The sequence below is a fragment of the Enterobacter cloacae complex sp. OE43NF genome, assembly GCF_023544405.1.
GTDB classification, from domain to species: domain Bacteria; phylum Pseudomonadota; class Gammaproteobacteria; order Enterobacterales; family Enterobacteriaceae; genus Enterobacter; species Enterobacter cloacae.
In genome coordinates this window covers 85,092-112,082 of record NZ_JAMJFW010000003.1, presented here as the reverse complement: position 1 = coordinate 112,082, position 26,991 = coordinate 85,092, and the positions used below count along the sequence as shown (strand labels likewise).

Sequence of the window (26,991 nt, the reverse complement as noted above, 5' to 3'; positions counted from 1 at the left end):
ATCCCGCCGCCCGGACCGCCGGGCGGGTATAAAAAGGTTTGCATATGTCCGAGCAGTTTCTCTATTTCCTGCAGCAGATGTTTAACGGCGTCACGCTGGGAAGCACCTACGCGCTGATTGCCATCGGCTATACGATGGTGTACGGCATTATCGGCATGATCAACTTCGCCCACGGCGAGGTGTACATGATCGGTAGCTACGTCTCCTTTATGATTATCGCCGCCCTGATGATGATGGGTATCGACAGCAGCTGGCTGCTGGTCGCCGCCGGGTTTGTCGGCGCGATTGTGATTGCCAGCGCCTACGGCTGGAGCATCGAGCGGGTGGCCTACCGGCCGGTACGCAGCTCCAAGCGCCTGATTGCCCTGATCTCCGCGATTGGGATGTCTATCTTCCTGCAAAACTACGTCAGCCTGACCGAAGGCTCGCGCGATGTGGCGCTGCCAAGCCTGTTCAACGGCCAGTGGATTGTCGGCGCCAGCGAAAACTTCTCTGCCTCTATCACCACCATGCAACTGGTGATCTGGGTGGTGACCTTTATTGCGATGCTCGCTCTGACGCTCTTCATCCGCTACTCCCGCATGGGACGCGCCTGCCGCGCCTGCGCGGAAGATTTGAAGATGGCGAGCCTGCTCGGCATCAACACTGACCGCGTGATTGCGCTCACTTTTGTGATCGGCGCGGCGATGGCGGCCGTCGCAGGCGTCCTGCTCGGCCAGTTCTACGGCGTAATTAACCCGTACATCGGTTTTATGGCCGGGATGAAAGCCTTTACCGCGGCGGTACTGGGCGGTATCGGCAGTATTCCAGGCGCGATGATTGGCGGCCTGATTCTGGGCGTGGCAGAAGCGCTCTCCTCAGCGTATCTGAGTACCGAGTATAAAGACGTGGTGTCGTTTGCCCTGCTGATTCTGGTTCTGCTGGTGATGCCTACCGGTATTCTGGGTCGTCCGGAGGTAGAGAAAGTATGAAACCGATGCATTTTGCAATGGCGCTGCTCTCTGCCGCCATGTTCTTCGTGCTGGCGGGCGTCTTTATGGGCGTTCAGTTAGAGCTGAACGGCACAAAGCTTGTGGTGGACACCGCCGCAGACATTCGCTGGCAGTGGGTCTTTATCGGCACCGCCGTGGTGTTCCTGTTCCAGCTGCTGCGTCCGCTGTTCCAGAAAACGCTGAAAGGCGTCTCAGGACCGAAGTTTGTCCTGCCGGCTATCGACGGCTCCACCGTTAAGCAGAAGCTGTTCCTCGTGGCGCTGCTGGTGGCTGCGGTGGCGTGGCCGTTCGTGGTCTCGCGCGGCACGGTAGATATCGCCACCCTGACCATGATCTACGTTATTCTGGGTCTGGGCCTGAACGTGGTGGTGGGGCTCTCTGGCCTGCTGGTACTGGGCTACGGCGGTTTCTACGCCATTGGCGCGTATACCTTTGCGCTACTGAACCACTATTACGGTCTCGGCTTCTGGACGTGCCTGCCGCTGGCGGGGCTGGTTTCTGCCGCGGCAGGTTTCCTGCTTGGCTTCCCGGTGCTGCGCCTGCGCGGTGACTACCTGGCGATTGTGACCTTAGGCTTCGGCGAAATCGTCCGTATCCTGCTGCTCAACAATACCGAGGTGACCGGCGGCCCGAACGGGATTAGCCAGATCCCGAAACCAACCTTCTTTGGTCTGGAGTTCAGCCGTACCGCCCGTGAAGGCGGCTGGGATACCTTCAGCAACTTCTTCGGCGTGAAGTATGATCCGTCCGATCGCGTGATTTGGCTCTATCTGGTGGCGCTGCTGCTGGTGGTCATCACGCTGTTCGTGATTAACCGCCTGCTGCGTATGCCGCTGGGCCGCGCGTGGGAAGCGCTGCGTGAAGATGAAATCGCCTGCCGCTCCCTGGGCCTCAACCCGACCCGCATTAAGCTGACTGCGTTCACCATCAGCGCCGCGTTCGCCGGTTTTGCCGGCACGCTGTTTGCCGCGCGTCAGGGCTTTGTCAGCCCGGAATCGTTCACCTTTGCCGAATCCGCCTTTGTGCTGGCGATTGTGGTGCTCGGCGGGATGGGGTCGCAGTTTGCCGTTATCCTCGCCGCCATTCTGCTGGTGGTTTCACGCGAGCTGATGCGTGACTTTAACGAATACAGCATGCTGATGCTGGGTGGTTTGATGGTGCTGATGATGATCTGGCGTCCGCAGGGTCTGCTGCCGATGACCCGTCCACAGCTGAAGCTGAAGAACGGGCAAGCAAAAGGAGAGCAGGCATGAGTCAGCCATTATTATCCGTTAACGGTCTGATGATGCGTTTTGGCGGCCTGCTGGCGGTCAACAATGTGAATCTGGATCTGCACAAGAAAGAGATCGTCTCCCTGATTGGCCCGAACGGTGCGGGAAAAACCACGGTGTTTAACTGCCTGACCGGTTTCTACAAGCCGACGGGCGGCACCATCATGCTGCGCGACCAGCATCTGGAAGGGCTGCCGGGCCAGCAGATTGCCCGCATGGGCGTGGTGCGTACTTTCCAGCACGTGCGTCTGTTCCGCGAGATGACGGTGATTGAGAACCTGCTGGTGGCACAGCATCAGCAGCTGAAAACCGGTCTGTTCTCCGGCCTGCTGAAGACGCCAGCCTTTCGCCGGGCGCAGAGCGAAGCGCTGGATCGTGCGGCAACATGGCTTGACCGTATCGGTCTGCTGCCGCATGCCAACCGCCAGGCAAGTAACCTTGCGTACGGTGATCAGCGTCGCCTTGAGATTGTGCGCTGCATGGTAACGCAGCCGGAAATCCTGATGCTTGATGAACCCGCTGCGGGCCTCAACCCGAAAGAGACCAAAGAGCTGGACGAGCTGATTGCTGAGCTTCGCGATCATCACGACACCACTATCCTGCTGATTGAGCACGATATGAAGCTGGTAATGGGGATCTCTGACCGTATCTACGTGGTGAACCAGGGGACGCCGCTGGCAAACGGCACGCCGGATGAGATCCGCAACAACCCGGACGTGATCCGCGCATACCTGGGTGAGGCATAAGATGGAAAAAGCGATGTTAACGTTCGACAAGGTCAACGCGCACTACGGCAAGATCCAGGCGCTGCACGACGTCAGCCTGCATATCAATCAGGGCGAAATCGTCACCCTGATTGGGGCTAACGGCGCGGGCAAAACCACGCTGCTTGGTACCCTGTGCGGCGACCCGCGCGCCACCAGCGGGCGGATTGTGTTTGATGGCAAAGACATCACCGACTGGCAGACCGCCAGAATCATGCGTGAAGCGGTGGCGATAGTCCCTGAAGGGCGTCGCGTCTTCTCGCGCATGACGGTGGAAGAGAACCTGGCGATGGGCGGCTTCTTCGCTGATCGCGACCAGTATCAGTCCCGTATCAAGTGGGTGTACGAACTCTTCCCGCGCCTGTGGGAGCGTCGTATTCAGCGTGCGGGGACCATGTCCGGCGGTGAGCAGCAGATGCTGGCGATCGGCCGCGCCCTGATGAGCCAGCCGCGCCTGCTGCTGCTGGATGAACCGTCGCTGGGTCTTGCGCCAATTATCATTCAGCAGATCTTCGACACCATTGAACAGCTGCGTAAAGAGGGGATGACCATCTTCCTCGTCGAGCAGAACGCCAACCAGGCGCTGAAGCTTGCCGACCGCGGTTACGTGCTGGAGAACGGCCACGTGGTGCTTGAGGATACCGGCGATGCGCTGCTGGCCAATGAAGCGGTGCGGAGTGCGTATTTAGGTGGCTGAGCCGTCTGTATTGCCCGGTGGCGCTTACGCTTACCGGGCCTACGGGATCGAGTAGGCCGGGTAAGGCGAAGCCGCCACCCGGCTTTTTCACATAAACCCCTTCACACAACCATCATCCCGCTGACCTTTTGTTGTCACTTATCTGTAAGCAAACAGTTATTTTTCTGTCATTCGAGCATGTCATGTTACCTCGCGAGCATAAAACGCGTGATATCGCGCATCCGGCACAATAAGAGAGATGACAATGACATCGTTACGACACACAGCTTTGGGTCTGGCACTGGGTCTGGCTTTTGCGACGAACGCAATGGCTGTGACGACCATTCCGTTCTGGCATTCCATGGAAGGGGAGTTGGGTAAAGAGGTTGACTCCCTGGCGCAGCGTTTCAACGACTCCCATCCGGATTACAAAATTGTGCCGGTGTACAAAGGTAACTACGAGCAGAGCCTGAGCGCGGGCATTGCCGCCTTCCGTACCGGTAATGCGCCTGCCATTTTGCAGGTGTACGAAGTAGGCACCGCGACCATGATGGCCTCCAAAGCCATCAAACCGGTCTACGAAGTGTTCAAAGAGGCGGGGATCAACTTCGACGAATCCCAGTTTGTGCCGACCGTAGCGGGTTACTACACCGATTCTAAAACCGGCCATCTGCTGTCTCAGCCGTTTAACAGCTCGACGCCGGTGCTGTACTACAACAAAGACGCCTTTAAGAAAGCCGGTTTAGACCCGGAGCAGCCGCCAAAAACCTGGCAGGATCTGGCGGAGTACACCGCGAAGCTGAAAGCGGCGGGGATGAAGTGCGGCTACGCCAGCGGCTGGCAGGGCTGGATCCAGATTGAAAACTTCAGCGCCTGGCACGGCTTGCCGGTAGCCACCAAAAACAACGGTTTCGATGGCACCGACGCGGTACTGGAGTTCAACAAGCCAGAGCAGGTGAAGCACATCGCGCTGCTGGAAGAGTTGAACAAGAAGGGTGATTTCAGCTACTTCGGACGTAAAGACGAATCCACCGAGAAGTTCTACAACGGTGACTGCGCCATTACCACCGCCTCGTCCGGCTCGCTGGCGGATATTCGTCACTACGCCAAATTCAACTATGGCGTGGGCATGATGCCGTACGACGCAGACGTGAAAGGCGCGCCGCAGAACGCCATCATCGGCGGAGCAAGCCTGTGGGTGATGCAGGGTAAAGACGCCGGCACCTACAAAGGAGTGGCCGAGTTCCTCGACTTCCTGGCGAAACCTGAAAACGCGGCCGAATGGCACCAGAAAACCGGCTACCTGCCGATCACCAAAGCTGCCTATGACCTGACCCGCGAGCAGGGCTTCTACAGCAAGAATCCGGGTGCGGATATCGCGACGCGTCAGATGCTGAACAAGCCGCCGTTGCCGTTCACCAAAGGCCTGCGTCTGGGCAACATGCCGCAGATCCGCACCATTGTCGACGAAGAGCTGGAAAGCGTCTGGACCGGCAAGAAAACGCCACAGCAGGCGCTGGATTCAGCGGTAGAGCGCGGGAATCAGCTGCTGCGCCGCTTTGAGCAGTCCACCAAATCGTAAAAAAATGCCCGGTGGCGCTGCGCTTACCGGGCCTACGACGTGCCATATGTAGGCCGGGTAAGGCGTAGCCGCCACCCGGCACTGTTCAGGAACCAAATCTCAATGTCATCATCCCGTCCGGTGTTTCGTTCCCGCTGGCTGGCGTATCTGCTGGTCGCGCCTCAGCTGGTCATCACCGTTATCTTCTTTATCTGGCCTGCGGGCGAAGCGCTCTGGTACTCGGTGCAAAGCGTTGATCCGTTTGGGCTTTCCAGCCAGTTTGTTGGCCTGGACAACTTCACCGCGCTGTTCCACGACAGCTACTACCTGGATTCTTTCTGGACGACGATCAAATTCAGCGCGCTGGTCACCGTGAGCGGCCTTGTTGCCTCGCTGTTCTTCGCCGCGCTGGTGGATTATGTGGTGCGTGGCAGCCGTCTGTATCAGACCCTGATGCTGCTGCCCTACGCCGTGGCACCAGCGGTCGCCGCCGTGCTGTGGATCTTCCTGTTTAACCCCGGACGCGGGTTAATTACCCATTTTCTGGCGGAATTCGGATACGACTGGAACCACGCCCAGAATAGCGGCCAGGCGATGTTCCTGGTGGTGTTCGCCTCGGTGTGGAAGCAGATCAGCTACAACTTCATGTTCTTCTTTGCCGCGCTACAGTCCATTCCGCGTTCGCTGGTGGAAGCCGCCGCCATTGACGGCGCAGGCCCGATCCGCCGCTTCTTCAGGCTGTCGCTGCCGCTGATTGCCCCGGTGAGTTTCTTCCTGCTGGTGGTGAATCTGGTGTATGCCTTTTTCGACACCTTCCCGGTCATCGACGCGGCCACCGCCGGTGGCCCGGTGCAGGCCACGACGACGCTGATTTATAAAATCTACCGCGAAGGGTTTGCCGGGCTGGATCTCTCGGCCTCCGCCGCGCAGTCGGTGGTGCTGATGTTCCTCGTCATCATCCTCACGGTGGTGCAGTTCCGCTATGTCGAAAGTAAGGTGCGCTACCAATGATTGAGAACCGTCGCGGGCTGACGATTTTCAGCCATACCATGCTGATTTTAGGGATTATCGTCATCCTGTTCCCGCTGTACGTGGCGTTTGTCGCCGCCACGCTGGACACCAAAGCGGTGTTCGACACGCCGATGACGCTGATCCCAGGCACGCATCTTTTCGAGAACATGAAAACCATCTGGACCCAGGGCGTGGGGGCCAACAGCGCGCCGTTCTGGCTGATGATGCTCAACAGCTTCATCATGGCGTTCGGCATTACGGTGGGCAAAATCACGGTGTCGATGCTCTCGGCCTTCGCCATCGTCTGGTTCCGCTTTCCGCTGCGTAACCTCTTCTTCTGGATGATTTTTATCACCCTGATGCTGCCGGTGGAGGTACGTATCTTCCCGACGGTGGAAGTGATCGCCAACCTGAAGATGCTCGACAGCTACGCGGGCTTAACCCTGCCGCTGATGGCATCTGCGACCGCCACCTTCCTGTTCCGCCAGTTCTTTATGACGCTGCCGGACGAGCTGATTGAAGCCGCGCGCATTGACGGCGCCTCACCGATGCACTTTTTCCGCGACATCGTGCTGCCGCTGTCGAAAACCAACCTCGCGGCGCTGTTTGTGATCACCTTTATCTACGGCTGGAACCAGTACCTGTGGCCGCTGCTGATTATTCAGGACGTCAACCTCGGCACCGCCGTGGCGGGCATCAAGGGCATGATCGCCACCGGCGAAGGCACCACCCTCTGGAACCAGGTGATGGCGGCGATGCTGCTCACCCTTATCCCCCCGGTCGTTATCGTTTTAGCCATGCAGCGTGCGTTTGTGCGTGGTTTAGTGGACAGTGAGAAATAAGATGGCAGGTTTAAAACTTCAGGCAGTGACCAAAAGCTGGGATGGCAAAACCCAGGTGATTCAGCCGCTCACCCTCGACGTGGCGGACGGGGAGTTCATCGTGATGGTCGGCCCGTCCGGTTGCGGCAAATCCACGCTGCTGCGCATGGTGGCCGGGCTTGAGCGCGTCTCCTCCGGCGATATCTGGATTGACCGCCAGCGCGTGACCGAGATGGAGCCCAAAGATCGCGGCATCGCGATGGTGTTCCAGAACTACGCCCTCTATCCGCACATGAGCGTGGAAGAGAATATGGCCTGGGGGCTGAAAATCCGCGGCATGGGCAAGGGGCATATCGAGGAGCGGGTGAAAGAGGCGGCGCGCATTCTGGAGCTGGATGGCCTGCTTAAGCGCCGTCCGCGCGAGCTCTCCGGCGGCCAGCGCCAGCGCGTGGCGATGGGGCGTGCCATCGTGCGCGATCCGGCGGTGTTCCTGTTCGATGAACCGCTCTCTAACCTCGACGCCAAGCTGCGCGTGCAGATGCGTCTGGAACTGCAGCAACTGCATCGCCGTCTTAAAACCACCTCCCTGTACGTGACGCACGATCAGGTCGAAGCCATGACCCTTGCCCAGCGGGTGATGGTGATGAACAAAGGCGTTGCCGAGCAGATTGGCACGCCGGTGGAGGTGTACGAAAAACCGGCCAGCCGCTTTGTGGCGAGCTTTATCGGCAGCCCGGCAATGAACCTGCTGGAAGGGCGGATCAGCAGCGCGGGCACCCACTTTGAGCTGGAAAGCGGGATGGCATTGCCCATCAACTGGTACTATCGTGGCTACGCCGGGCGTAAGATGACGCTCGGTATTCGCCCGGAGCATATTGGTTTAACCTCTCAGGCGGACGGCGGCGTGCCGTTGGTGATGGACACGCTGGAGATGTTGGGTGCAGATAACCTGGCGCATGGACGCTGGGGCAAGCAAAAAATGGTGGTGCGTCTGCCGCATCAGGAACGCCCGAAAGCAGGCAGCACGCTGTGGCTGCATCTGCCGGAAAATCACCTGCACTTATTTGACGGTGAAACAGGACAACGAGTATGAGCAACTGGCCTTATCCCCACATCGTCGCCCACCGCGGCGGCGGTAAACTGGCGCCGGAAAATACCCTGGCGGCAATTGATGTTGGTGCACGCTACGGCCACACGATGATTGAGTTCGACGCCAAGCTGTCGAAAGACGGCGAAATTTTCCTGCTGCATGATGACAATCTCGAACGCACCAGCAACGGCTGGGGCGTGGCGGGGGAACTGCCGTGGCGCGATCTGCTGAAGGTGGATGCCGGAAGCTGGTTCAGCGGCGAGTACAAAGGCGAACCGTTGCCGCTGCTGGCGGAAGTGGCCGACCGTTGTCGTCAACACGGGATGATGGCCAACATCGAAATCAAACCGACGACCGGTACCGGGCCGCTCACGGGCAACGTGATTGCGCTGGCCGCACGCGAGCTGTGGGAAGGCATGACGCCACCGCTGCTGTCGTCATTTGAAATTGATGCCCTTGAAGCGGCACAGGCTGCGGTGCCGGAGCTGCCGCGCGGGCTGCTGCTGGACGAGTGGCGCGAGGACTGGCGTGAGCTGACCACCCGCTTAGCGTGCGTGTCGATCCATCTCAATCATAAGCTGCTGGATGAGGCGAGGGTTAAGATGCTGAAAGCGGCAGGGCTGCATATTCTGGTGTATACCGTCAACAAACCCCAGCGTGCGGCTGAGCTGCTGCGCTGGGGTGTGGACAGCATCTGTACCGATGCGATTGACCTGATCGGCCCGGACTTTAGTTCTGCGGATTAAGCATACTGCCATTCGACTGCGACGGCAGCATATGCTGCTGTCCGCTGCCTGACGAACTCATCCCTCCCAGCATCCCGCCGTTTTTATTCGGCAGCGGTTGCTCGCGCATTTGTCCCTGCTGCACGCGCTGGGTGTTAGTGTTCATCTGATTTTGCAGGCTCTGCTGCTGCATTCGGGTCTGCGTGTTCAACTGCTGGTTCAGCATCCCTTTTTGCTGTTGCTGCTGACTCATCATCTCCGTCTGCATACGCTGCTGGCTCGGAATGACATAGCCCGGCTGGTTAGGGTTATTCATCGTATTGAGTGGCTGTGCAAGTGCGGCAAACGGGAGCAACGCCGTAAGGATCAGGAAGCGTTTCATGATCTTCTCCTTCTTTGAGGTTTCTCTTAAGTTTACCCCGAATTCACCATGACGATGATTTTTTAGGAGTTGTGAACCAGGCTTAAGCGGGGAATATGGCTCCCTTCACCTGGAGAACAATAATGATGAAACCAACCCTTTTGCGCTGGGTCGCCATCGCTGCGCTGATGGCAGGCGTTACATTTAGCGTGGCGGCTAACCCGCCTGCGGCTCCTCCGGTCTCTTATGGCGTGGAGGAAGATGTGTTTCATCCCGTGCGGGCCACGCACGGGATGGTGGCCTCGGTGGATGCGCTGGCAACGAAAGTGGGCGTCGATATTCTCAAACAGGGCGGTAATGCGGTGGATGCCGCGGTGGCGGTCGGCTATGCGCTGGCGGTAACACACCCGCAGGCGGGGAATCTGGGCGGCGGCGGCTTTATGATGCTGCGCACCAAAGACGGGAAGACGACGGCTATCGACTTCCGCGAAATGGCGCCTGCTCAGGCCTCCCGCGATATGTTCCTTGACGATCAGGGCAACCCGGACAGTAAAAAATCGCTGACCTCGCACCTTGCGTCCGGCACGCCGGGCACCGTCGCAGGCTTCTCGCTGGCGCTGGAAAAATACGGCACGATGCCGCTGAACAAAGTGGTCCAGCCTGCCATTAAGCTGGCGCGCGACGGCTTTGTGGTGAACGACGCCCTGGCCGATGACCTTAAAACCTACGGCAGCGAAGTCATTCCGAACCATGAAAACAGTAAGGCGATCTTCTGGAAAGACGGAGAGCCGCTGAATAAGGGCGATAAGCTGGTGCAGAAGAACCTTGCCAAAAGCCTGGAGCTGATTGCGGAGCATGGCCCGGACGCCTTCTACAAAGGGGCGATTGCCGACCAGATTGCCGAAGAGATGCAAAAGAACGGCGGGCTCATCACCAAAGCGGATCTGGCGGAGTATAAGGCGGTGGAGCGCGAGCCAATTAGCGGCACCTACCGTGGCTATGAGGTCTTCTCCATGCCGCCGCCGTCCTCCGGCGGGATCCACATCGTGCAGATCCTCAATATTCTGGAAAACTTCGATATGCACAAGTTTGGCTTCGGCAGTGCCGATGCCATGCAGGTGATGGCCGAGGCGGAAAAACGCGCCTATGCCGACCGCTCGGAATACCTTGGCGACCCGGACTTTGTGAAGGTGCCGTGGCAGGCGCTGACCAACAAAGCGTATGCCAAATCCATTGCCGATCAGATCGACATCAATAAGGCTAAGCCGTCGAGCGAGATCCGCCCCGGCAAGCTGGCACCGTATGAAAGTAACCAGACCACCCACTTCTCGGTGGTGGATAAAGACGGTAACGCGGTGGCGGTGACCTATACGCTCAATACCACCTTTGGAACCGGTATTGTGGCGGGCAACAGCGGCATTCTGCTGAACAACGAGATGGATGACTTCTCTGCCAAACCGGGCGTACCGAACGTCTACGGGCTGGTCGGTGGGGATGCCAACGCGGTGGGGCCGAAGAAACGTCCGCTGTCGTCGATGTCACCAACCATTGTGGTGAAAGACGGCAAAACCTGGCTGGTAACCGGCAGCCCGGGCGGCAGCCGAATTATCACCACCGTGCTGCAGATGGTGGTGAACAGTATCGACTTTGGTATGAACGTGGCGGAGGCGACCAACGCCCCACGCTTTCATCACCAGTGGCTGCCGGATGAACTGCGCGTCGAGAAGGGCTTTAGCCCGGACACCCTCAAACTGCTGGAGCAGCGCGGACAGAAGGTAGCGGTGAAAGAGGCGATGGGCAGCACCCAGAGCATTATGGTGGGGCCGGACGGGGCGCTGTTTGGCGCGTCAGACCCGCGGTCGGTGGATGATTTAACGGCGGGGTATTAATCTGTTGTGTAATTCCCTCTCCCGGTGGGAGAGGGTTAGGGTGAGGGCAACAAACTACTTCATTCGCGCCATATAATACGCATCCACATACTCGCCGTTGCGCAGGGCATAACGCTTGCCTGTGCCTTCAATCTCAAATCCGTGTTTTTTGTACACCGCAATCGCCGGCTCGTTATCGACAAACACCGTCAGCTCAATGCGGTCAACGCGCAGCCAGTTATCGCACATATCAATCATGGTGCGCATCAGTGCGCTGGCAACGCCCCGGTTTTGCCACTGCGCGCCTACACAGATCCCAAAATCAGCCACATGGCTGCGGCGCGGGCGTTGCGCAACGGCGATGCACAGGTGTCCGGCAACGGTGCCGTCGATACATGCGACCAGCTGTTTAATGCCCGGCTGGTCGGATAGCCGCTCTTGCCACATCTGCTCGGAGGGATGAGGAACCTGTAGCGTGTTGTGGTACACCTCCGGCTGGGCGTGGATCTGACGAATGGCGTCATAATCTTTCGGTTCCGCATGGCGTATCACTATCTCACTCATTCCTTATTCCTCAGTCAGTTAAACATCCTTTCCAACATCAGTGACTTTGAAATTTGAGTCAACCGCTATTTTTTGCAAAAAGTATTGGACAAGTGCGAATGAGAATGATTATTATTGCTCTGCATTCAGGAAGACCACTACGGGAACCTGAAAGCACGACATTGCTCACATTGCTTCCAGTATTACTTTAGCCAGCTTTTAGCTGGCTTTTTTTTGCCCGTTTTCACCCTCTCCCCGTGGGAGAGTGCTGGGGTGAGGGCAAAACATGCGCTATGGTAAAACCCAGTAACCTTCCAAAAGGACTGAGCTATGACCTTACATTGCGCATTTATTGGATTTGGTAAAAGTACGACCCGCTATCATCTTCCGTATGTTCTCAACCGTAAAGACAGCTGGCATGTGGCGCATATCTACCGCCGCAGCGCGAAGCCGGAAGAGCAGTCTCCGCAGTATTCCCATATTCATTTCACCAGCGATCTCAATGAAGTCCTGGGCGACCCGCAGGTTAAACTGGTCATCGTCTGTACCCATGCCGACAGCCATTTCGACTATGCGAAACGCGCGCTCGAGGCGGGTAAAAACGTGCTGGTAGAAAAACCCTTCACCCCGACCATCGCTGAAGCGAAAACCCTCTTCGCACTGGCGAAAAGCAAAGGGCTGACCGTCACGCCGTATCAGAACCGTCGCTTCGACAGCTGCTTCCTGACGGCGAAAAAGGCGATTGAGAGCGGCAAGCTTGGCGACATCGTCGAAATGGAAAGCCATTTTGACTATTACCGCCCGGTGGCGGAGACCAAACCCGGCCTGCCGCAGGACGGTTCCTTCTACGGTCTTGGCGTCCATACCATGGACCAAATCATCTCCCTGTTTGGCCGCCCGGACCACGTGGCGTATGACATTCGCAGCCTGCGTAATAAAGCCAACCCGGACGATACTTTTGAAGCGCAGCTGTTCTACGGCGACCTGAAAGCCATCGTTAAAACCAGCCATCTGGTGAAAATCGACTACCCGAAATTTATCGTTCACGGCACGAAAGGTTCGTTTATCAAGTACGGTATCGATCAGCAGGAGACCAGCCTGAAGGCCAATATCATGCCGGGTGAACCGGGCTTTGCGGCGGATGATTCGGTTGGCGTACTGGAGTATGTGAACGCAGAAGGTGTGACGGTCAGAGAAGAGCTGACGCCTGAAACCGGCGACTATGGTCGCGTCTACGACGCGCTGCATGCAACCCTGACCCGCGGCGTGGCGAATTACGTCAAGGAATCTGACGTTCTGACCAACCTCGAAATCCTCGAACGGGCCTTCGAACAGGCTTCTCCTGCCACGGTAACCCTTGCGAAATAAGCAAAAATGGCTCCTCTGCACTTGTTCATAATTTTTGAACAGAGGAGTCAATTTTCACCCTCTATGATCCCAGGCGGTTTGCGTCCACACTTACTCCATCGAAACGAACTGAGGGTGAAAACAATGATCTACTTACGCAAAGCAAACGAACGTGGTCACGCGAATCATGGCTGGCTGGACTCATGGCATTCATTCTCGTTTGCCGACTACTACGACCCGAACTTCATGGGCTTCTCCGCACTGCGCGTGATTAACGATGACGTGATTGATGCAGGCCAGGGCTTCGGTACCCACCCGCATAAAGACATGGAAATCCTGACCTATGTGCTTGAAGGGGCGGTTGAGCACCAGGACAGCATGGGCAACAAAGAGCAGGTTCCGGCGGGCGAGTTCCAGATCATGAGTGCGGGTACCGGTGTTCGTCACTCGGAGTACAACCCGAGCAAAACGGAAAAACTGCACCTGTATCAAATCTGGATCATTCCAGAAGAAACCGGCATCAAGCCGCGCTACGAGCAGCGCCGCTTCGACGCCAAACAGGGCAAACAGCTGGTGCTCTCCCCGGATGCGCGTGAAGGTTCGCTGAAAGTGCATCAGGATATGGAACTGTACCGCTGGGCGCTGGCGAAAGACGAACAGTCTGTACACCAGATCGCCGCGAACCGCCGCGTCTGGATCCAGGTGGTGAAAGGTGAAGTGTCCATCAACGGCACCAAAGCGACAACGGCGGATGGTCTGGCCATCTGGGATGAGCAAGCGCTCTCCGTGCATGCCGACAGCGAAAGTGAAATTCTGCTGTTTGATCTGCCACCGGTGTAATAAATCATAAATAAATGCCCATCCTTCCCTTTGACAGGGGAAGGATGGGCTTTGTCCGTGATAAACTGAGCAAATCTCTCTCTTCAAGATTTCTCAGGACGATGAAAAAGAAACGCCCCGTACTTCAGGATGTCGCCGATCGTGTTGGTGTGACCAAAATGACGGTCAGCCGTTTTTTACGTAACCCGGAACAGGTTTCCGTAGCGTTGCGTGGCAAGATTGCCGCTGCTCTCGATGAACTGGGTTATATCCCTAACCGCGCACCCGATATTCTCTCCAATGCCACCAGTCGTGCGGTGGGCGTCCTCCTGCCTTCTTTAACTAACCAGGTCTTTGCCGAAGTGTTGCGCGGTATTGAAAGCGTCACGGATGCGTTTGGTTACCAGACCATGCTGGCACACTACGGCTACAAACCGGAACTGGAAGAAGAACGTCTTGAATCGATGCTTTCCTGGAACATCGATGGCCTGATTTTAACTGAACGTACTCACACCCCCCGTACGCTGAAGATGATTGAAGTGGCCGGGATCCCGGTGGTGGAACTGATGGACAGCCAGTCGCCGTGCCTTGATATTGCCGTGGGTTTTGACAATTTCGAAGCGGCGCGGCAGATGACGGCGGCGATCATCGCGCGCGGTCATCGTCATATCGCCTACCTGGGTGCGCGTCTTGATGAACGTACTATCATCAAACAGAAGGGATACGAGCAGGCGATGCTTGACGCAAATTTGACCCCGTACAGCGTGATGGTGGAGCAGTCCTCTTCCTATACGTCGGGTATTGAGCTGATGCGGCAGGCACGGCGCGAGTATCCACAACTGGACGGTATTTTCTGTACCAACGATGACCTTGCGGTCGGTGCAGCGTTCGAATGCCAGCGTCTGGGGCTGAAGATCCCCGATGATATGGCTATAGCCGGTTTCCACGGCCATGACATCGGCCAGGTGATGGAGCCGCGTCTGGCGAGCGTCCTGACACCGCGTGAACGCATGGGTCGCATTGGCGCAGAACGCCTGCTGGCGCGCATTCGCGGTGAAGCGGTTACGCCAAAAATGTTAGATTTAGGTTTCACCTTGTCACCGGGTGGATCTATTTAATCCGACAAATTTGAAGTAGCTCACACTTATTCACATCGCGCACGTTTGGATATTGCTTCTCTTTTGCCCCAGCAGGACAATGTTACCGATAACTGTTACCCGTAACAATTGACTGAGGGACACCCTTTGAGCACGACTAATCATGATCACCACGTTTACGTCCTGATGGGCGTTTCCGGTAGCGGTAAATCTGCCGTGGCAAGCGAAGTGGCGCATCAACTTAATGCGGCGTTTCTTGATGGCGACTTCCTCCATCCGCGCAGCAACATCATGAAGATGGCCTCCGGCGAGCCGCTGAACGACGACGACCGTAAACCGTGGTTACAGGCGCTGAACGATGCCGCGTTTGCCATGCAGCGCACCAATAAAGTTTCCCTGATCGTCTGCTCTGCGCTGAAAAAAACCTACCGCGATCTGCTGCGTGACGGCAACCCGAACCTCTCTTTCATCTACCTGAAAGGCGATTTCGACGTCATCGAAAGCCGTCTCAAGGCGCGCAAAGGCCACTTCTTCAAAACCCAGATGCTGGTCACACAGTTCGAAGCGCTGCAGGAGCCAGGTGAAGATGAAAAAGACGTCTTAGTGGTTGATATCGATCAGTCACTGGAGGGTGTTGTTGCCAGCACCATCGAGGTCATTAATAAAAGGCAGTAAGTTTTGAGTACATTAACGCTAGTTTTGACAGCAGTGGGTTCGGTATTGCTGCTGCTGTTTTTAGTGATGAAAGCGCGTATGCATGCTTTTGTTGCTTTGATGGTGGTTTCTATTGGTGCAGGTCTCTTTTCCGGTATGCCGCTCGACAAGATCGCTGCGACGATGGAAAAAGGGATGGGGGGCACACTGGGCTTCCTGGCTATTGTGGTCGCGCTGGGCGCGATGTTTGGCAAGATCCTGCATGAGACGGGCGCGGTCGACCAGATTGCCGTCAAGATGCTGAAATCGTTTGGTCACAGTCGTGCACACTATGCAATTGGCCTGGCCGGTCTGATCTGCGCGCTGCCGTTGTTCTTTGAAGTGGCCGTGGTGCTGCTGATTAGCGTGGCGTTCTCCATGGCGCGCCATACCGGTACTAACCTTGTGAAGCTGGTTATTCCGCTGTTTGCGGGTGTGGCCGCGGCGGCGGCGTTTCTGCTGCCGGGGCCTGCGCCGATGCTGCTGGCTTCCCAGATGCACGCCGACTTTGGCTGGATGATCCTGATTGGCCTGTGCGCGGCAATCCCGGGAATGATTATCGCCGGTCCGCTGTGGGGCAACTTCATCAGCCGCTACGTTGAACTGCATATTCCTGATGATATTACCGAGCCGCACCTGGGCGAAGGTAAAATGCCGTCCTTCGGCTTCAGCCTGTCTCTGATCCTGCTGCCGCTGGTGCTGGTGGGTCTGAAAACCATTGCCGCGCGCTTTGTACCGGTGGGATCTACCGCGTACGAATGGTTCGAATTTATCGGTCACCCGTTCACGGCAATTCTGGTGGCGTGTCTGGTGGCGATTTATGGCCTGGCGATGCGTCAGGGGATGCCGAAAGACCGCGTGATGGAAATCTGCGGTGCTGCGCTGCAGCCAGCGGGCATTATCCTGCTGGTGATCGGTGCGGGTGGCGTGTTCAAGCAGGTGCTGGTGGATTCAGGCGTCGGTCCGGCGCTGGGTGAAGCGCTGACCGGAATGGGACTGCCCATCGCGGTCACCTGCTTTGTGCTGGCGGCGGCGGTGCGTATCATTCAGGGCTCCGCGACCGTTGCCTGTTTAACGGCTGTTGGCCTGGTGATGCCGGTGATTGAACAGCTGAACTACTCCGGTGCGCAGATGGCGGCGCTGTCTATCTGTATCGCAGGCGGTTCGATTGTGGTGTCACACGTGAACGATGCGGGCTTCTGGCTGTTCGGTAAATTTACCGGTGCGACCGAAGCGCAAACCTTGAAAACCTGGACGCTGATGGAAACTATCCTCGGCACTACGGGTGCGATTGTCGGGATGATTGCGTTTACGCTGCTGAGCTAACCCCGGTTTTCTCCCTCTCCCTGTGGGAGAGGGTTGGGGTGAGGGCATCAGGCCGCAGAGATCTTATTTTGTCGGGTGGCGGCTTCGCCTTACCCGACCTACAAAAAACTCAGTTCCCGTAGGCCGGGTAAGCGCAAGCGCCACCCGGCTTTTTTACAGCAGCACTGTGCCTTCCGTTGTGCGCAGCCAGCGCGGCGCTTTTAGCGTATCGCTGTAAAATCGCACCAACTCCTGCAACAGATCTCCCGCCACTCTCTCATCGCTTTCTGACAGCGAATGCGCTAAGAGCATTTGCGTTAACAGCTGGCAATATCGCCCTAACTGATCAACTTCCGGTTCGAATACCGGCACGTCCAACGGCAGGTCATCCACCGTCAGGCTGGCTTTTAAATATTCTGGTACAGGTTCAAGCAGCGTGGGCTGAAGCAGGGTGAGGCAGGCGGAAAGTCGTCCACACAGCGCCATCTTCTGGGTTGGATCGTCACATTCAACCAGCACGTCGACAAACCGCGCGCAGTTGTCTGCCAGCTCGGTGAAGTCGGTGGTGTGATCGAACGGTGTGGTAAATAAGGAGTGAGAAAAGCTAAGGGTAGTAGTCATAAGACCGCCTCTGATGCGTAATGTATATCCACCACTGGAGAGGCTAATCTCACGGGTGGTGGAACCAGACAGGGTTAGCCTTACCGGCCTCATCAGCTACCGGCGCGTCTTGCGACGCCCCCGCCTGGCCCACCATTGGAGTGTAGCTAAGCGCGCGACACGATAACACTCGTGTCGCTGATGAGGAAGTTCAGGAGGCTAATCCCGACGCCTGATTTTGCAGGCGCGGCAAGAAGATACTGCGTGGGGGGCGGGGTGGCAAGTGAGGCTCTGGAAGGCGGCTCGCAAAACGAAATATTATTTTTGAGGAGTGCGGCCTGTTGCCCTCACCCCGGCCCTCTCCCACGGGGAGAGGGAGCAAACACTAAAAACGGCAATCTAAGATTGCCGTTTTGCTTTTACCTTGCTATCCCTTCATCCACGCCCGTATCCCGTCCAGGAACATCTGCGTCGCCATCATCACCAGAATCAGCCCCATCAAGCGTTCCAGCGCATTGACCCCTTTCTCGCCCAGCAGGCGCAGGAACAGCGACGACTGCAGCAGAATGATGAACGTTCCGCCCCAGGCAATCAGCAAAGCAATCACCAGATGGCTCATCTGGTTGGGATACTGATGCGACAGCAGCATCAATGTGGCCAGAATGGTCGGCCCGGCGACCAGCGGGATCGCCAGCGGTACGATAAACGGCTCTTCACCCGCAGGCAGGCCGCTGCTGCTGCCTTCCGCGCTCGGGAAAATCATCTTAATGGCAATCAGGAACAGAATAATTCCGCCGGAAATGGAGACCGTTTCGGCACGCAGATTCAGGAAAGCGAGAATTTTTTCGCCGGCAAACAGGAAGATAAACATCACCAGCAGGGCGATGAGCAGCTCGCGGATCATGATCGCCCGGCGGCGCTTGGGTTCGGTGTGCTTCAGCACCGACATGAAAATCGGCAGGTTTCCCAGTGGATCCATTATCAGGATCAATAAAACCGCCGCAGAAATGATTTCACTCATGTAAATTAGTCCTGAATTTCTCTATGGTTATTAGGATGATTAGCTCTTTTTCTGATTGCCGGGCAATCATCGATTAATTTCGCTTGCGACTTTGGCAGCATTTTGTAATGTGAAGCATATCCCAGTTCAATACTGGCTTGCACAAACAGCACACACCCTCTGCAGGAAACAAATGCTATGAAAAACGTTGGTTTTATCGGCTGGCGCGGTATGGTCGGCTCTGTACTCATGCAACGCATGGTTGAAGAGCGCGATTTCGACGCTATCCGCCCGGTCTTCTTCTCCACTTCCCAGCTCGGCCAGGCTGCACCGTCCTTTGGTGGTACCACAGGGACGTTGCAGGATGCTTACGATCTGGAAGCGCTGAAGGCACTCGACATTATTGTGACCTGCCAGGGCGGCGATTATACCAACGAAATCTATCCAAAGCTGCGTGAAAGCGGCTGGCAGGGCTACTGGATTGACGCGGCCTCTTCGCTGCGTATGAAAGACGATGCCATCATCATCCTCGACCCGGTGAACCAGGGCGTGATCACCGACGGCCTGAACAACGGCGTGAAAACCTTTGTCGGCGGTAACTGCACCGTCAGCCTGATGCTGATGTCCCTCGGTGGCCTGTTCGCGCAGGACCTGGTTGAGTGGGTCTCCGTGGCGACCTACCAGGCCGCATCCGGCGGCGGTGCGCGTCATATGCGTGAACTGCTGACCCAGATGGGCCAGCTGCACCAGAGCGTTGCGACCGAGCTGGCAAATCCGGCGTCCGCGATCCTCGATATCGAGCGTAAGGTCACCGAACTGACCCGCAGCGGCGAACTGCCGGTCGATAACTTTGGCGTACCGCTGGCCGGTGGCCTGATCCCGTGGATCGACAAACAGCTGGATAACGGCCAGACCCGTGAAGAGTGGAAGGGTCAGGCGGAGACCAACAAAATCCTCGCTACCGCGAACACCATTCCGGTTGACGGTCTGTGCGTGCGTATCGGCGCGCTGCGCTGCCACAGCCAGGCCTTCACCATTAAACTGAAAAAAGATGTGTCTATTCCAACCGTGGAAGAGCTGCTTGCCGCACACAACCCGTGGGCGAAAGTGGTGCCAAACGATCGCGATATCACCATGCGCGAACTGACGCCTGCGGCCGTTACCGGCACGCTGACCACGCCGGTTGGCCGTCTGCGTAAGCTGAACATGGGGCCAGAGTACCTCTCCGCGTTCACCGTGGGTGACCAGCTGCTGTGGGGTGCCGCAGAGCCGCTGCGCCGCATGCTGCGCCAGCTGGCGTAATAATTTGTTAACTACCGGGGGTGATTTTCACCCCCTTTTTTTGCGTACTACATGGAGTAAAACGCAGATGTCTTATTTTTTATCAGGAGGAACCTCGTCGTTGGCTATGCTTTAAGGAAGATTTATTTCTCACCTGAGGGTAGGGCGGAGCAGAGAGGATGAGCTGCACCGTTTAGGTCACATTAAAAGTCGTCCCGGAGCGAATAAAAAGGGCGACATAAAAAAACAGGATGAATACCATGTCCGATCGTATTTCGAGAGACGTGATTAATGCGCTTATTGCGGGTCATTTTGCCGACCCCTTTTCTGTGCTAGGGATGCACCGTACAGAGGCCGGGCTGGAAGTTCGCGCGCTGTTACCGGATGCCACAGAAGTGTGGGTCATCGAACCCAAAACCGGCCGCAAGGTGGGTAATCTGGAATGCCTCGACTCACGTGGCTTCTTCTCGGGCGTCATGCCCCGTCGTAAAAATCCCTTTCGTTATCAGCTTGCCGTCATCTGGCACGGTCAGCAAAACCTGATTGACGATCCCTATAGCTTTGGCCCGCTCTTAAAAGAGATGGATGCCTGGCTGCTGTCCGAAGGTACCCATCTGCGGCCTTATGAAACGCTGGGTGCCCATGCGGATACCATGGATGGTATTACCGGCACGCGGTTTGCCGTGTGGGCGCCAAACGCCCAGCGCGTCTCCGTCGTCGGGCAGTTCAACTACTGGGACGGTCGTCGTCACCCCATGCGCCTGCGTCGGGAAACCGGCATCTGGGAGTTGTTCATCCCCGGCGCGCATAACGGTCAGCTCTATAAGTTTGAGATGATCGATGCCAACGGCAAGCTGCGCATTAAGGCTGACCCGTACGCCTTTGAAGCGGAGCTGCGCCCGAATACTGCCTCGCTTATTTGCGGCCTGCCGGAGAAGGTGGTCCAGACGGAAGAGCGCAAGCAGGCTAACCGCTTCGACGCGCCAATCTCCGTTTATGAGGTGCATCTCGGCTCCTGGCGTCGCCACACCGATGACAATTTCTGGCTGAGCTATCGTGAGCTGGCTGACCAGCTGGTACCGTACGCCAAATGGATGGGCTTTACCCATCTGGAGCTGCTGCCGGTTAACGAGCACCCGTTCGACGGAAGCTGGGGCTATCAGCCCACCGGGTTATACGCACCGACGCGCCGCTTTGGCACGCGCGACGACTTCCGCTATTTCGTTGATGCCGCACACGCCGCCGGGCTGAACGTCATTCTTGACTGGGTGCCGGGCCACTTCCCGTCGGATGATTTTGCGCTGGCCGAGTTCGACGGCACAAAACTGTACGAGCACAGCGACCCGCGCGAAGGCTATCACCAGGACTGGAATACGCTGATCTACAACTACGGTCGTCGTGAAGTCGCGAACTACCTGGTCGGGAACGCGCTTTACTGGATCGAGCGTTTCGGCATTGATGCCCTGCGCGTGGATGCGGTGGCGTCGATGATCTATCGCGACTATAGCCGCAAAGAGGGCGAGTGGATCCCGAACGAGTATGGCGGTCGCGAGAATCTGGAAGCGATTGAGTTTCTGCGCAACACCAACCGCATTATTGGCGAGCAGGTCGAGGGCGCGGTGACGATGGCGGAAGAGTCCACCGACTTCCCGGGCGTTTCCCGTCCGCCGTCAATGGGTGGCCTGGGCTTCTGGTACAAGTGGAACCTGGGCTGGATGCACGACACGCTCGATTACATGAAGCTCGACCCGGTTTATCGTCAGTATCATCACGATAAGCTTACCTTCGGGCTGCTCTACAACTACACCGAAAACTTCATGCTGCCGCTGTCGCACGATGAAGTGGTGCACGGTAAAAAATCCATTCTCGACCGCATGCCGGGCGACGCGTGGCAGAAGTTTGCCAACCTGCGCGCCTACTACGGCTGGATGTTCGCCTTCCCGGGCAAAAAACTGCTGTTTATGGGCAACGAGTTCGCCCAGGGGCGCGAGTGGAACCACGATACCAGCCTCGACTGGCATCTGCTGGAGGGCGCTGACAACTGGCACCACGGCGTGCAGCGGCTGGTCCGCGATCTGAACCTGACCTACCGCCACCATAAAGCACTGCACGAGCTGGACTTCGATCCGTACGGTTTTGAGTGGCTGGTGGTGGACGACCATGAGCGCTCGGTATTTGTCTTTGTGCGCCGGGATAAAGCGGGCAACGAGATTATCGTTGCCAGCAACTTTACGCCGGTTCCACGTCATCATTACCGCTTTGGCATTAATCAGGCCGGTAAATGGCGCGAAATCCTCAACACCGATTCCATGCATTACCACGGCAGTAACGCCGGTAATGGCGGACTGGTCCAGAGTGATGCCATCGAAAGCCACGGGCGCCCCAACTCCCTGAGCCTGACGCTGCCGCCGCTCGGTACCATCTGGCTGGTGCGGGAGGGCGAATGACGCAGCTTACGGCAGGTAAACCCGAACCGCTCGGGGCGAGCTTTGACGGAAAGGGTGTGAATTTCACCCTCTTTTCTGCTCACGCGGAGCGGGTCGAACTCTGTGTGTTTGATGGGGAAGGTAACGAACATCGTTACGATTTACCGGCGCGCACCGGGGATACCTGGCACGGTTACCTGGCCGGTGGGCGACCAGGGATGCATTACGGTTTTCGCGTTCACGGTCCCTGGGCGCCTGCTCAGGGGCACTGGTTTAACCCGGCAAAGCTGCTGATTGACCCCTGCGCCCACCGCGTGGAAGGCGAGTTTAAAGACGACCCGCTGTTCCACGTCGGCTACGGGGAACCCGACCACCGCGACAGCGCCCACGTGGCCCCAAAAAGCGTGGTGGTGGGCGATCGCTACGACTGGGAAGACGATGCCCCGCCGGGCACGCCGTGGGGCAACACCGTGATTTACGAGGCCCATGTAAAAGGGCTGACCTATCTCCATCCGTCTATCCCCAAAGAGATGCGCGGCACCTATAAGGCGCTCGGCCATCCGACCATGATCGCCTATCTGAAACATCTCGGGATCACCGCGCTGGAGTTGTTGCCCATCGCCCATTTCGCCAGCGAGCCTCGCCTGCAGCGACTGGGGCTGAGCAACTACTGGGGCTACAACCCGCTGGCGATGTTTGCGCTCGACCCCCGCTACGCCGCCCACCCGGACAAGGCGCGGGACGAGTTTCGTGATGCGGTGAAAGCGCTTCATGCGGCCGGTATCGAAGTGATTCTGGACGTGGTGCTGAACCACAGCGCGGAAAGCGATCTCGACGGTCCGACGCTCTCCATGCGCGGAATTGATAACCGTAGCTATTATTGGATCAGAGAGGATGGTGATTACCACAACTGGACCGGTTGCGGTAACACGCTCAACCTCAGCCATCCGGCGGTGACGCATTTTGCGTATGAATGCCTGAAATATTGGGTGGAAACGTTCCACGTCGACGGTTTTCGTTTTGACCTGGCGCCGGTGATGGGCCGCACGCCGGGGTTCAGCCAGCAGGCGCCGCTGTTTGAGGCGATCAAAAACTGCCCGGTGCTCTCGCGGGTGAAGCTGATTGCCGAGCCGTGGGACATTGGTGAAGGCGGCTACCAGGTGGGGAACTTCCCGCCACTGTTTGCTGAATGGAACGACCACTATCGCGATGCCGTACGCCGCTTCTGGCTGGAGAGAAGCCTGTCGCTGGGAGAGTTCGCCGGACGCTTTGCCGCTTCCAGCGATCTGTTTAAACGTGATGGCAAACGACCGTCTGCAACCGTCAACCTGGTGACCGCGCATGACGGTTTTACGCTCCGGGACTGCGTTTGTTTCAATCAGAAACACAATGAGGCAAATGGCGAGGAGAATCGCGATGGCACTAACAATAACCATAGCTTTAATCATGGTATAGAAGGGTTAGGCGGAAGTCTGGATGTTATTGAGCGGCGACGCGCCAGCGTGCATGCGCTGCTGACGACGCTTTTGTTGTCGCAGGGCACGCCGATGCTGCTGGCAGGGGATGAACATGGCCACAGCCAGCACGGTAACAACAACGCCTATTGCCAGGACAACACCTTAACCTGGCTCGACTGGGGAGAAGCGAACAGCGGCCTGATCCACTTTACCGCGGCGCTGATCCACCTTCGTCAGCAGATCCCCGCGCTCACCGCCAACCGCTGGTGGGAGGAGGGCGACGGCAACGTTCGCTGGCTGAATAAAGACGCGCAACCGTTAAGCGCGCAAGAGTGGCAACACGGCGTACCGCGCCTGCAGATCCTGCTTTCGGATCGCTGGCTGGTTACGCTGAACGCGACGGATGACGTCGCTGAGATTGTTTTACCTGACGGGGAATGGCGCGCCGTTCCCCCCTTTGCCGGAGCGGATAATCCGGTAGTAATGGCTGTCTGGCACGGGCCTGCGCACGGAGTGTGCGTATTCCAAGATGATAAAAAAGGAGTTAGTCATGGTTAGATTAGAGAAGAACGATCCCTTAATGTTGGCACGCCAGCTCCCCTTAAAAACGGTTGCCCTGATCCTCGCTGGCGGGCGCGGAACCCGTCTTAAAGATTTGACCATCAAGCGCGCCAAGCCGGCTGTTCACTTTGGTGGTAAGTTCCGAATTATCGATTTTGCACTGTCCAACTGCCTGAACTCAGGTATTCGCCGCATTGGCGTCATTACGCAGTATCAGTCGCACACCCTGGTGCAGCATATTCAGCGCGGCTGGTCATTCTTCAGCGAAGAGATGAATGAGTTTGTCGATCTCCTGCCTGCCCAGCAGCGTGTTCACGGTGAAAACTGGTACCGCGGCACCGCTGATGCGGTGACCCAGAACCTCGATATCATTCGCCGCTACAACGCGGAGTACATCGTGATCCTCGCCGGGGATCACATCTACAAGCAAGACTACTCCCACATGCTCATCGACCACGTCGAGAAAGGGGCGCGCTGCACCGTGGCGTGTCTGCCGGTGCCCGTTGCCGAGGCGACGGCGTTTGGCGTGATGCACGTGGACGCGGACGATAAAATTATCGACTTCGTTGAAAAACCGGCCAACCCACCAACCATGCCAGGAGATGACACCAAATCGCTCGCCAGCATGGGGATCTATGTCTTTGATGCAGATTACCTTTATGAGCTGCTGGAAGAAGACGACAAAGACGAACACTCCAGCCACGACTTCGGTAAAGACATCATTCCGAAAATTACCAAAGCTGGCATGGCCTATGCACATCCTTTCCCGCTGTCCTGCGTGCAGTCAGATCCGAATGCGGAACCTTACTGGCGCGATGTGGGAACCCTGGAAGCGTACTGGAAAGCCAACCTCGATCTGGCCTCCGTCACGCCTGAGCTGGATATGTATGACCAGAACTGGCCGATCCGTACCCATATGGAATCCCTGCCGCCAGCGAAATTCGTTCAGGACCGCTCCGGCAGCCACGGCATGACGCTGAACTCGCTGGTCTCTGGCGGGTGCATTATCTCCGGCTCGGTGGTGGTGCAGTCGGTGCTGTTCCCGCGCGTGCGTATAAACTCATTCTGTAATATCGATTCGGCGGTGCTGCTGCCGGATGTCTGGGTCGGGCGTTCGTGTCGTCTGCGTCGCTGCGTGATCGACCGTGCCTGCGTCATTCCTGAAGGAATGGTGATTGGTGAAAACGCGGAAGAAGATGCACGTCGCTTCTACCGTTCTGAAGAGGGGATCGTGTTAGTCACACGGGAAATGTTGCGGAAGCTGCAGATCAAACAGGAGCGATGATGCAGGTTTTACACGTATGTTCTGAGATGTTCCCGTTGTTAAAAACGGGCGGCCTGGCGGATGTTCTTGGTGCATTACCCGCGGCGCAGATCGCCGGCGGAGTAGATACCCGAGTTCTGCTGCCTGCCTTCCCGGATATCCGGCGCGGCATTCCCGATGCAAAGGTGGTGACGCGCCGTGACACCTTCGCCGGACGCATTACCCTGTTGTATGGACATTACAATGGCGTGGGCATCTACCTGATCGACGCGCCGCACTTATATGACCGACCAGGTAGCCCGTATCACGATACGAACCTGTTTGCCTATACCGACAACGTGCTGCGTTTTGCGCTGCTCGGCTGGGTTGGGGCTGAAATGGCGGTAGGGCTGGATCCGTTCTGGCGCCCGGACATTGTGCACGCACACGACTGGCACGCGGGGCTCGCTCCGGCATATCTGGCGGCGCGCGGCCATCCGGCGAAATCGGTCTTTACGGTGCATAACCTGGCGTATCAGGGCATGTACTACGCCCATCACATGAATGACATCGATCTGCCATGGTCGTTCTATAACATGCACGGGCTGGAGTTTAACGGGCAGATCTCGTTCCTGAAGGCCGGGCTTTACTATGCCGACCACATCACGGCCGTGAGCCCGACCTACGCCCGTGAAATTACGCAGCCGGAGTTCGGCTACGGCCTGGAAGGGTTGCTCCGTCAGCGCCATCGTGAAGGGCGTTTGTCGGGGATCCTTAACGGCGTCGATGAACAGATCTGGAACCCGGAGACCGACCTGCTGCTCGCGGCCCGCTATGGCCGTGATTCCGTGGAAGACAAAGCGGAAAACAAACGCCAGTTACAAATTGCGATGGGGCTGAAGGTCAACGACAAAGTGCCGCTGTTTGCGGTGGTGAGCCGTCTGACCAGCCAGAAAGGGCTGGACCTGGTGCTGGAGGCCCTGCCGGGTCTGCTGGAGCAGGGCGGACAGCTGGCGCTGCTCGGCGCGGGCGACCCGGTATTGCAGGAAGGCTTCCTGGCGGCAGCGGCGGAACACCCGGGGCAGGTGGGCGTGCAGATTGGCTATCACGAAGCGTTCTCGCACCGGATCATGGGCGGCGCGGACGTCATTCTGGTGCCGAGCCGTTTTGAACCTTGCGGCCTGACGCAGCTCTACGGCCTGAAGTACGGCACCCTGCCGCTGGTGCGACGCACGGGCGGGCTGGCGGATACGGTATCTGACAGCTCACTGGAAAACCTGGCGGACGGTATCGCCAGCGGGTTTGTCTTTGAGGACAGTAATGCCTGGTCGCTGCTTCGGGCGATTCGGCGTGCTTTCGTCTTGTGGTCCCGTCCGTCGCTGTGGCGTTACGTTCAACGTCAGGCGATGTCCATGGACTTTAGCTGGCACGTTGCGGCGCAGTCATACCGCGATCTCTATCAACGCTTGATGTAACGAG

24 protein-coding genes are annotated in these 26,991 nt (G+C 57.4%); 20 read left to right on the top strand and 4 right to left on the bottom strand.

Going from position 1 to position 26,991, the window contains the following annotated elements:
• The first annotated feature begins 44 nt into the window (after positions 1-44).
• The 9 genes from livH (at position 45) to ugpQ (ending at position 8,932) form a co-directional block, all read left to right on the top strand.
• Positions 45-971, top strand: a complete 927-nt coding sequence (gene livH / locus M8370_RS02875; protein ID WP_013099131.1) for a high-affinity branched-chain amino acid ABC transporter permease LivH — start codon at positions 45-47, stop codon at positions 969-971.
• Positions 968-2,245 carry a branched chain amino acid ABC transporter permease LivM gene (gene livM, locus M8370_RS02870; protein ID WP_013099130.1) on the top strand — a complete coding sequence of 426 codons (1,278 nt, stop codon included), beginning with the start codon at positions 968-970 and terminating at the stop codon, positions 2,243-2,245. The genes livH and livM overlap by 4 nt, the downstream gene beginning before the upstream one ends.
• Positions 2,242-3,009, top strand: a complete 768-nt coding sequence (gene livG / locus M8370_RS02865; protein WP_013099129.1) for a high-affinity branched-chain amino acid ABC transporter ATP-binding protein LivG — start codon at positions 2,242-2,244, stop codon at positions 3,007-3,009. Before livM ends, livG begins: the two co-directional genes overlap by 4 nt.
• A gap of 1 nt (position 3,010) precedes the next feature.
• The gene (livF, locus tag M8370_RS02860) at positions 3,011-3,724 is read left to right on the top strand and encodes a high-affinity branched-chain amino acid ABC transporter ATP-binding protein LivF (protein WP_043951706.1); all 714 of its coding nucleotides are present in this window, start codon (positions 3,011-3,013) and stop codon (positions 3,722-3,724) included.
• Positions 3,725-3,968: 244 nt separating this feature from the next.
• A complete protein-coding gene (gene ugpB, locus M8370_RS02855; protein WP_029883603.1) occupies positions 3,969-5,285 on the top strand; it encodes a sn-glycerol-3-phosphate ABC transporter substrate-binding protein UgpB in 1,317 nt (438 codons plus the stop codon).
• Positions 5,286-5,387: 102 nt separating this feature from the next.
• Entirely contained in the window at positions 5,388-6,275 is an 888-nt protein-coding gene (gene ugpA, locus M8370_RS02850) for a sn-glycerol-3-phosphate ABC transporter permease UgpA (RefSeq protein WP_250020458.1), read from the top strand.
• Positions 6,272-7,117, top strand: a complete 846-nt coding sequence (gene ugpE, locus M8370_RS02845; RefSeq protein ID WP_250020457.1) for a sn-glycerol-3-phosphate ABC transporter permease UgpE — start codon at positions 6,272-6,274, stop codon at positions 7,115-7,117. Before ugpA ends, ugpE begins: the two co-directional genes overlap by 4 nt.
• A 1-nt stretch (position 7,118) precedes the next feature.
• Positions 7,119-8,189 carry a sn-glycerol-3-phosphate import ATP-binding protein UgpC gene (locus M8370_RS02840; RefSeq protein ID WP_038985049.1) on the top strand — a complete coding sequence of 357 codons (1,071 nt, stop codon included), beginning with the start codon at positions 7,119-7,121 and terminating at the stop codon, positions 8,187-8,189.
• Positions 8,186-8,932 (top strand): glycerophosphodiester phosphodiesterase, encoded by a 747-nt coding sequence (gene ugpQ, locus M8370_RS02835; RefSeq protein ID WP_013099123.1) that lies wholly within the window; start codon positions 8,186-8,188, stop codon positions 8,930-8,932. Before M8370_RS02840 ends, ugpQ begins: the two co-directional genes overlap by 4 nt.
• Here ugpQ and M8370_RS02830 read toward each other — a convergent pair.
• On the bottom strand, positions 8,916-9,293 hold the full coding sequence (locus M8370_RS02830; RefSeq protein WP_013099122.1) for a DUF2756 family protein: 378 nt from the start codon (positions 9,291-9,293) through the stop codon (positions 8,916-8,918). The genes ugpQ and M8370_RS02830 overlap by 17 nt on opposite strands.
• Before the next feature lie 122 nt (positions 9,294-9,415).
• On the opposite strand from M8370_RS02830, the gene ggt reads away from it, so the two are divergent.
• Positions 9,416-11,161, top strand: a complete 1,746-nt coding sequence (ggt, locus tag M8370_RS02825; RefSeq protein WP_250020456.1) for a gamma-glutamyltransferase — start codon at positions 9,416-9,418, stop codon at positions 11,159-11,161.
• 54 nt (positions 11,162-11,215) lie between these two features.
• Here the strand turns inward: ggt and yhhY are convergent, their stop codons facing one another.
• Positions 11,216-11,704, bottom strand: a complete 489-nt coding sequence (gene yhhY / locus M8370_RS02820) for an N-acetyltransferase (RefSeq protein WP_013099120.1) — start codon at positions 11,702-11,704, stop codon at positions 11,216-11,218.
• Positions 11,705-12,013: 309 nt separating this feature from the next.
• Here yhhY and M8370_RS02815 point away from each other — a divergent pair, with 309 nt between their 5' ends.
• The 5 genes from M8370_RS02815 to gntU all read left to right on the top strand — a co-directional run bounded on the left by M8370_RS02815 (position 12,014) and on the right by gntU (position 16,965).
• Complete coding sequence (locus M8370_RS02815; protein WP_023621444.1) at positions 12,014-13,051, top strand: oxidoreductase; 1,038 nt, start codon at positions 12,014-12,016, stop codon at positions 13,049-13,051.
• A gap of 123 nt (positions 13,052-13,174) precedes the next feature.
• The gene (locus M8370_RS02810; protein ID WP_048972508.1) at positions 13,175-13,870 is read left to right on the top strand and encodes a pirin family protein; all 696 of its coding nucleotides are present in this window, start codon (positions 13,175-13,177) and stop codon (positions 13,868-13,870) included.
• Between the two features lie 101 nt (positions 13,871-13,971).
• Positions 13,972-14,967: a gluconate operon transcriptional repressor GntR gene (gene gntR / locus M8370_RS02805; protein WP_014833579.1), complete on the top strand. Its 996-nt coding sequence runs from the start codon at positions 13,972-13,974 to the stop codon at positions 14,965-14,967.
• Positions 14,968-15,093: 126 nt separating this feature from the next.
• The gene (gene gntK, locus M8370_RS02800) at positions 15,094-15,621 is read left to right on the top strand and encodes a gluconokinase (protein ID WP_038420757.1); all 528 of its coding nucleotides are present in this window, start codon (positions 15,094-15,096) and stop codon (positions 15,619-15,621) included.
• 3 nt (positions 15,622-15,624) lie between these two features.
• A complete protein-coding gene (gntU, locus tag M8370_RS02795) occupies positions 15,625-16,965 on the top strand; it encodes a gluconate transporter (protein ID WP_014833577.1) in 1,341 nt (446 codons plus the stop codon).
• A 153-nt stretch (positions 16,966-17,118) separates the two neighbouring features.
• Here gntU and M8370_RS02790 read toward each other — a convergent pair whose 3' ends face one another.
• On the bottom strand, positions 17,119-17,565 hold the full coding sequence (locus M8370_RS02790; protein WP_058650518.1) for a hypothetical protein: 447 nt from the start codon (positions 17,563-17,565) through the stop codon (positions 17,119-17,121).
• A 406-nt stretch (positions 17,566-17,971) separates the two neighbouring features.
• Positions 17,972-18,565, bottom strand: coding sequence for an NAAT family transporter YhgN (gene yhgN / locus M8370_RS02785; RefSeq protein ID WP_003861574.1), 594 nt, complete (start codon positions 18,563-18,565; stop codon positions 17,972-17,974).
• Between the two features lie 177 nt (positions 18,566-18,742).
• On the opposite strand from yhgN, the gene asd reads away from it, so the two are divergent.
• The 5 genes from asd to glgA all read left to right on the top strand — a co-directional run bounded on the left by asd (position 18,743) and on the right by glgA (position 26,987).
• Positions 18,743-19,846 (top strand): aspartate-semialdehyde dehydrogenase, encoded by a 1,104-nt coding sequence (gene asd, locus M8370_RS02780; RefSeq protein ID WP_029883894.1) that lies wholly within the window; start codon positions 18,743-18,745, stop codon positions 19,844-19,846.
• Positions 19,847-20,085: 239 nt separating this feature from the next.
• Positions 20,086-22,272: a 1,4-alpha-glucan branching enzyme gene (gene glgB / locus M8370_RS02775; RefSeq protein ID WP_023621440.1), complete on the top strand. Its 2,187-nt coding sequence runs from the start codon at positions 20,086-20,088 to the stop codon at positions 22,270-22,272.
• Positions 22,269-24,266, top strand: coding sequence for a glycogen debranching protein GlgX (gene glgX / locus M8370_RS02770; RefSeq protein ID WP_047351998.1), 1,998 nt, complete (start codon positions 22,269-22,271; stop codon positions 24,264-24,266). Before glgB ends, glgX begins: the two co-directional genes overlap by 4 nt.
• Complete coding sequence (glgC, locus tag M8370_RS02765) at positions 24,259-25,554, top strand: glucose-1-phosphate adenylyltransferase (RefSeq protein ID WP_013099110.1); 1,296 nt, start codon at positions 24,259-24,261, stop codon at positions 25,552-25,554. The genes glgX and glgC overlap by 8 nt, the downstream gene beginning before the upstream one ends.
• The gene (gene glgA, locus M8370_RS02760; protein ID WP_013099109.1) at positions 25,554-26,987 is read left to right on the top strand and encodes a glycogen synthase GlgA; all 1,434 of its coding nucleotides are present in this window, start codon (positions 25,554-25,556) and stop codon (positions 26,985-26,987) included. The genes glgC and glgA overlap by 1 nt, the downstream gene beginning before the upstream one ends.
• The last annotated feature ends 4 nt before the right edge of the window (positions 26,988-26,991 follow it).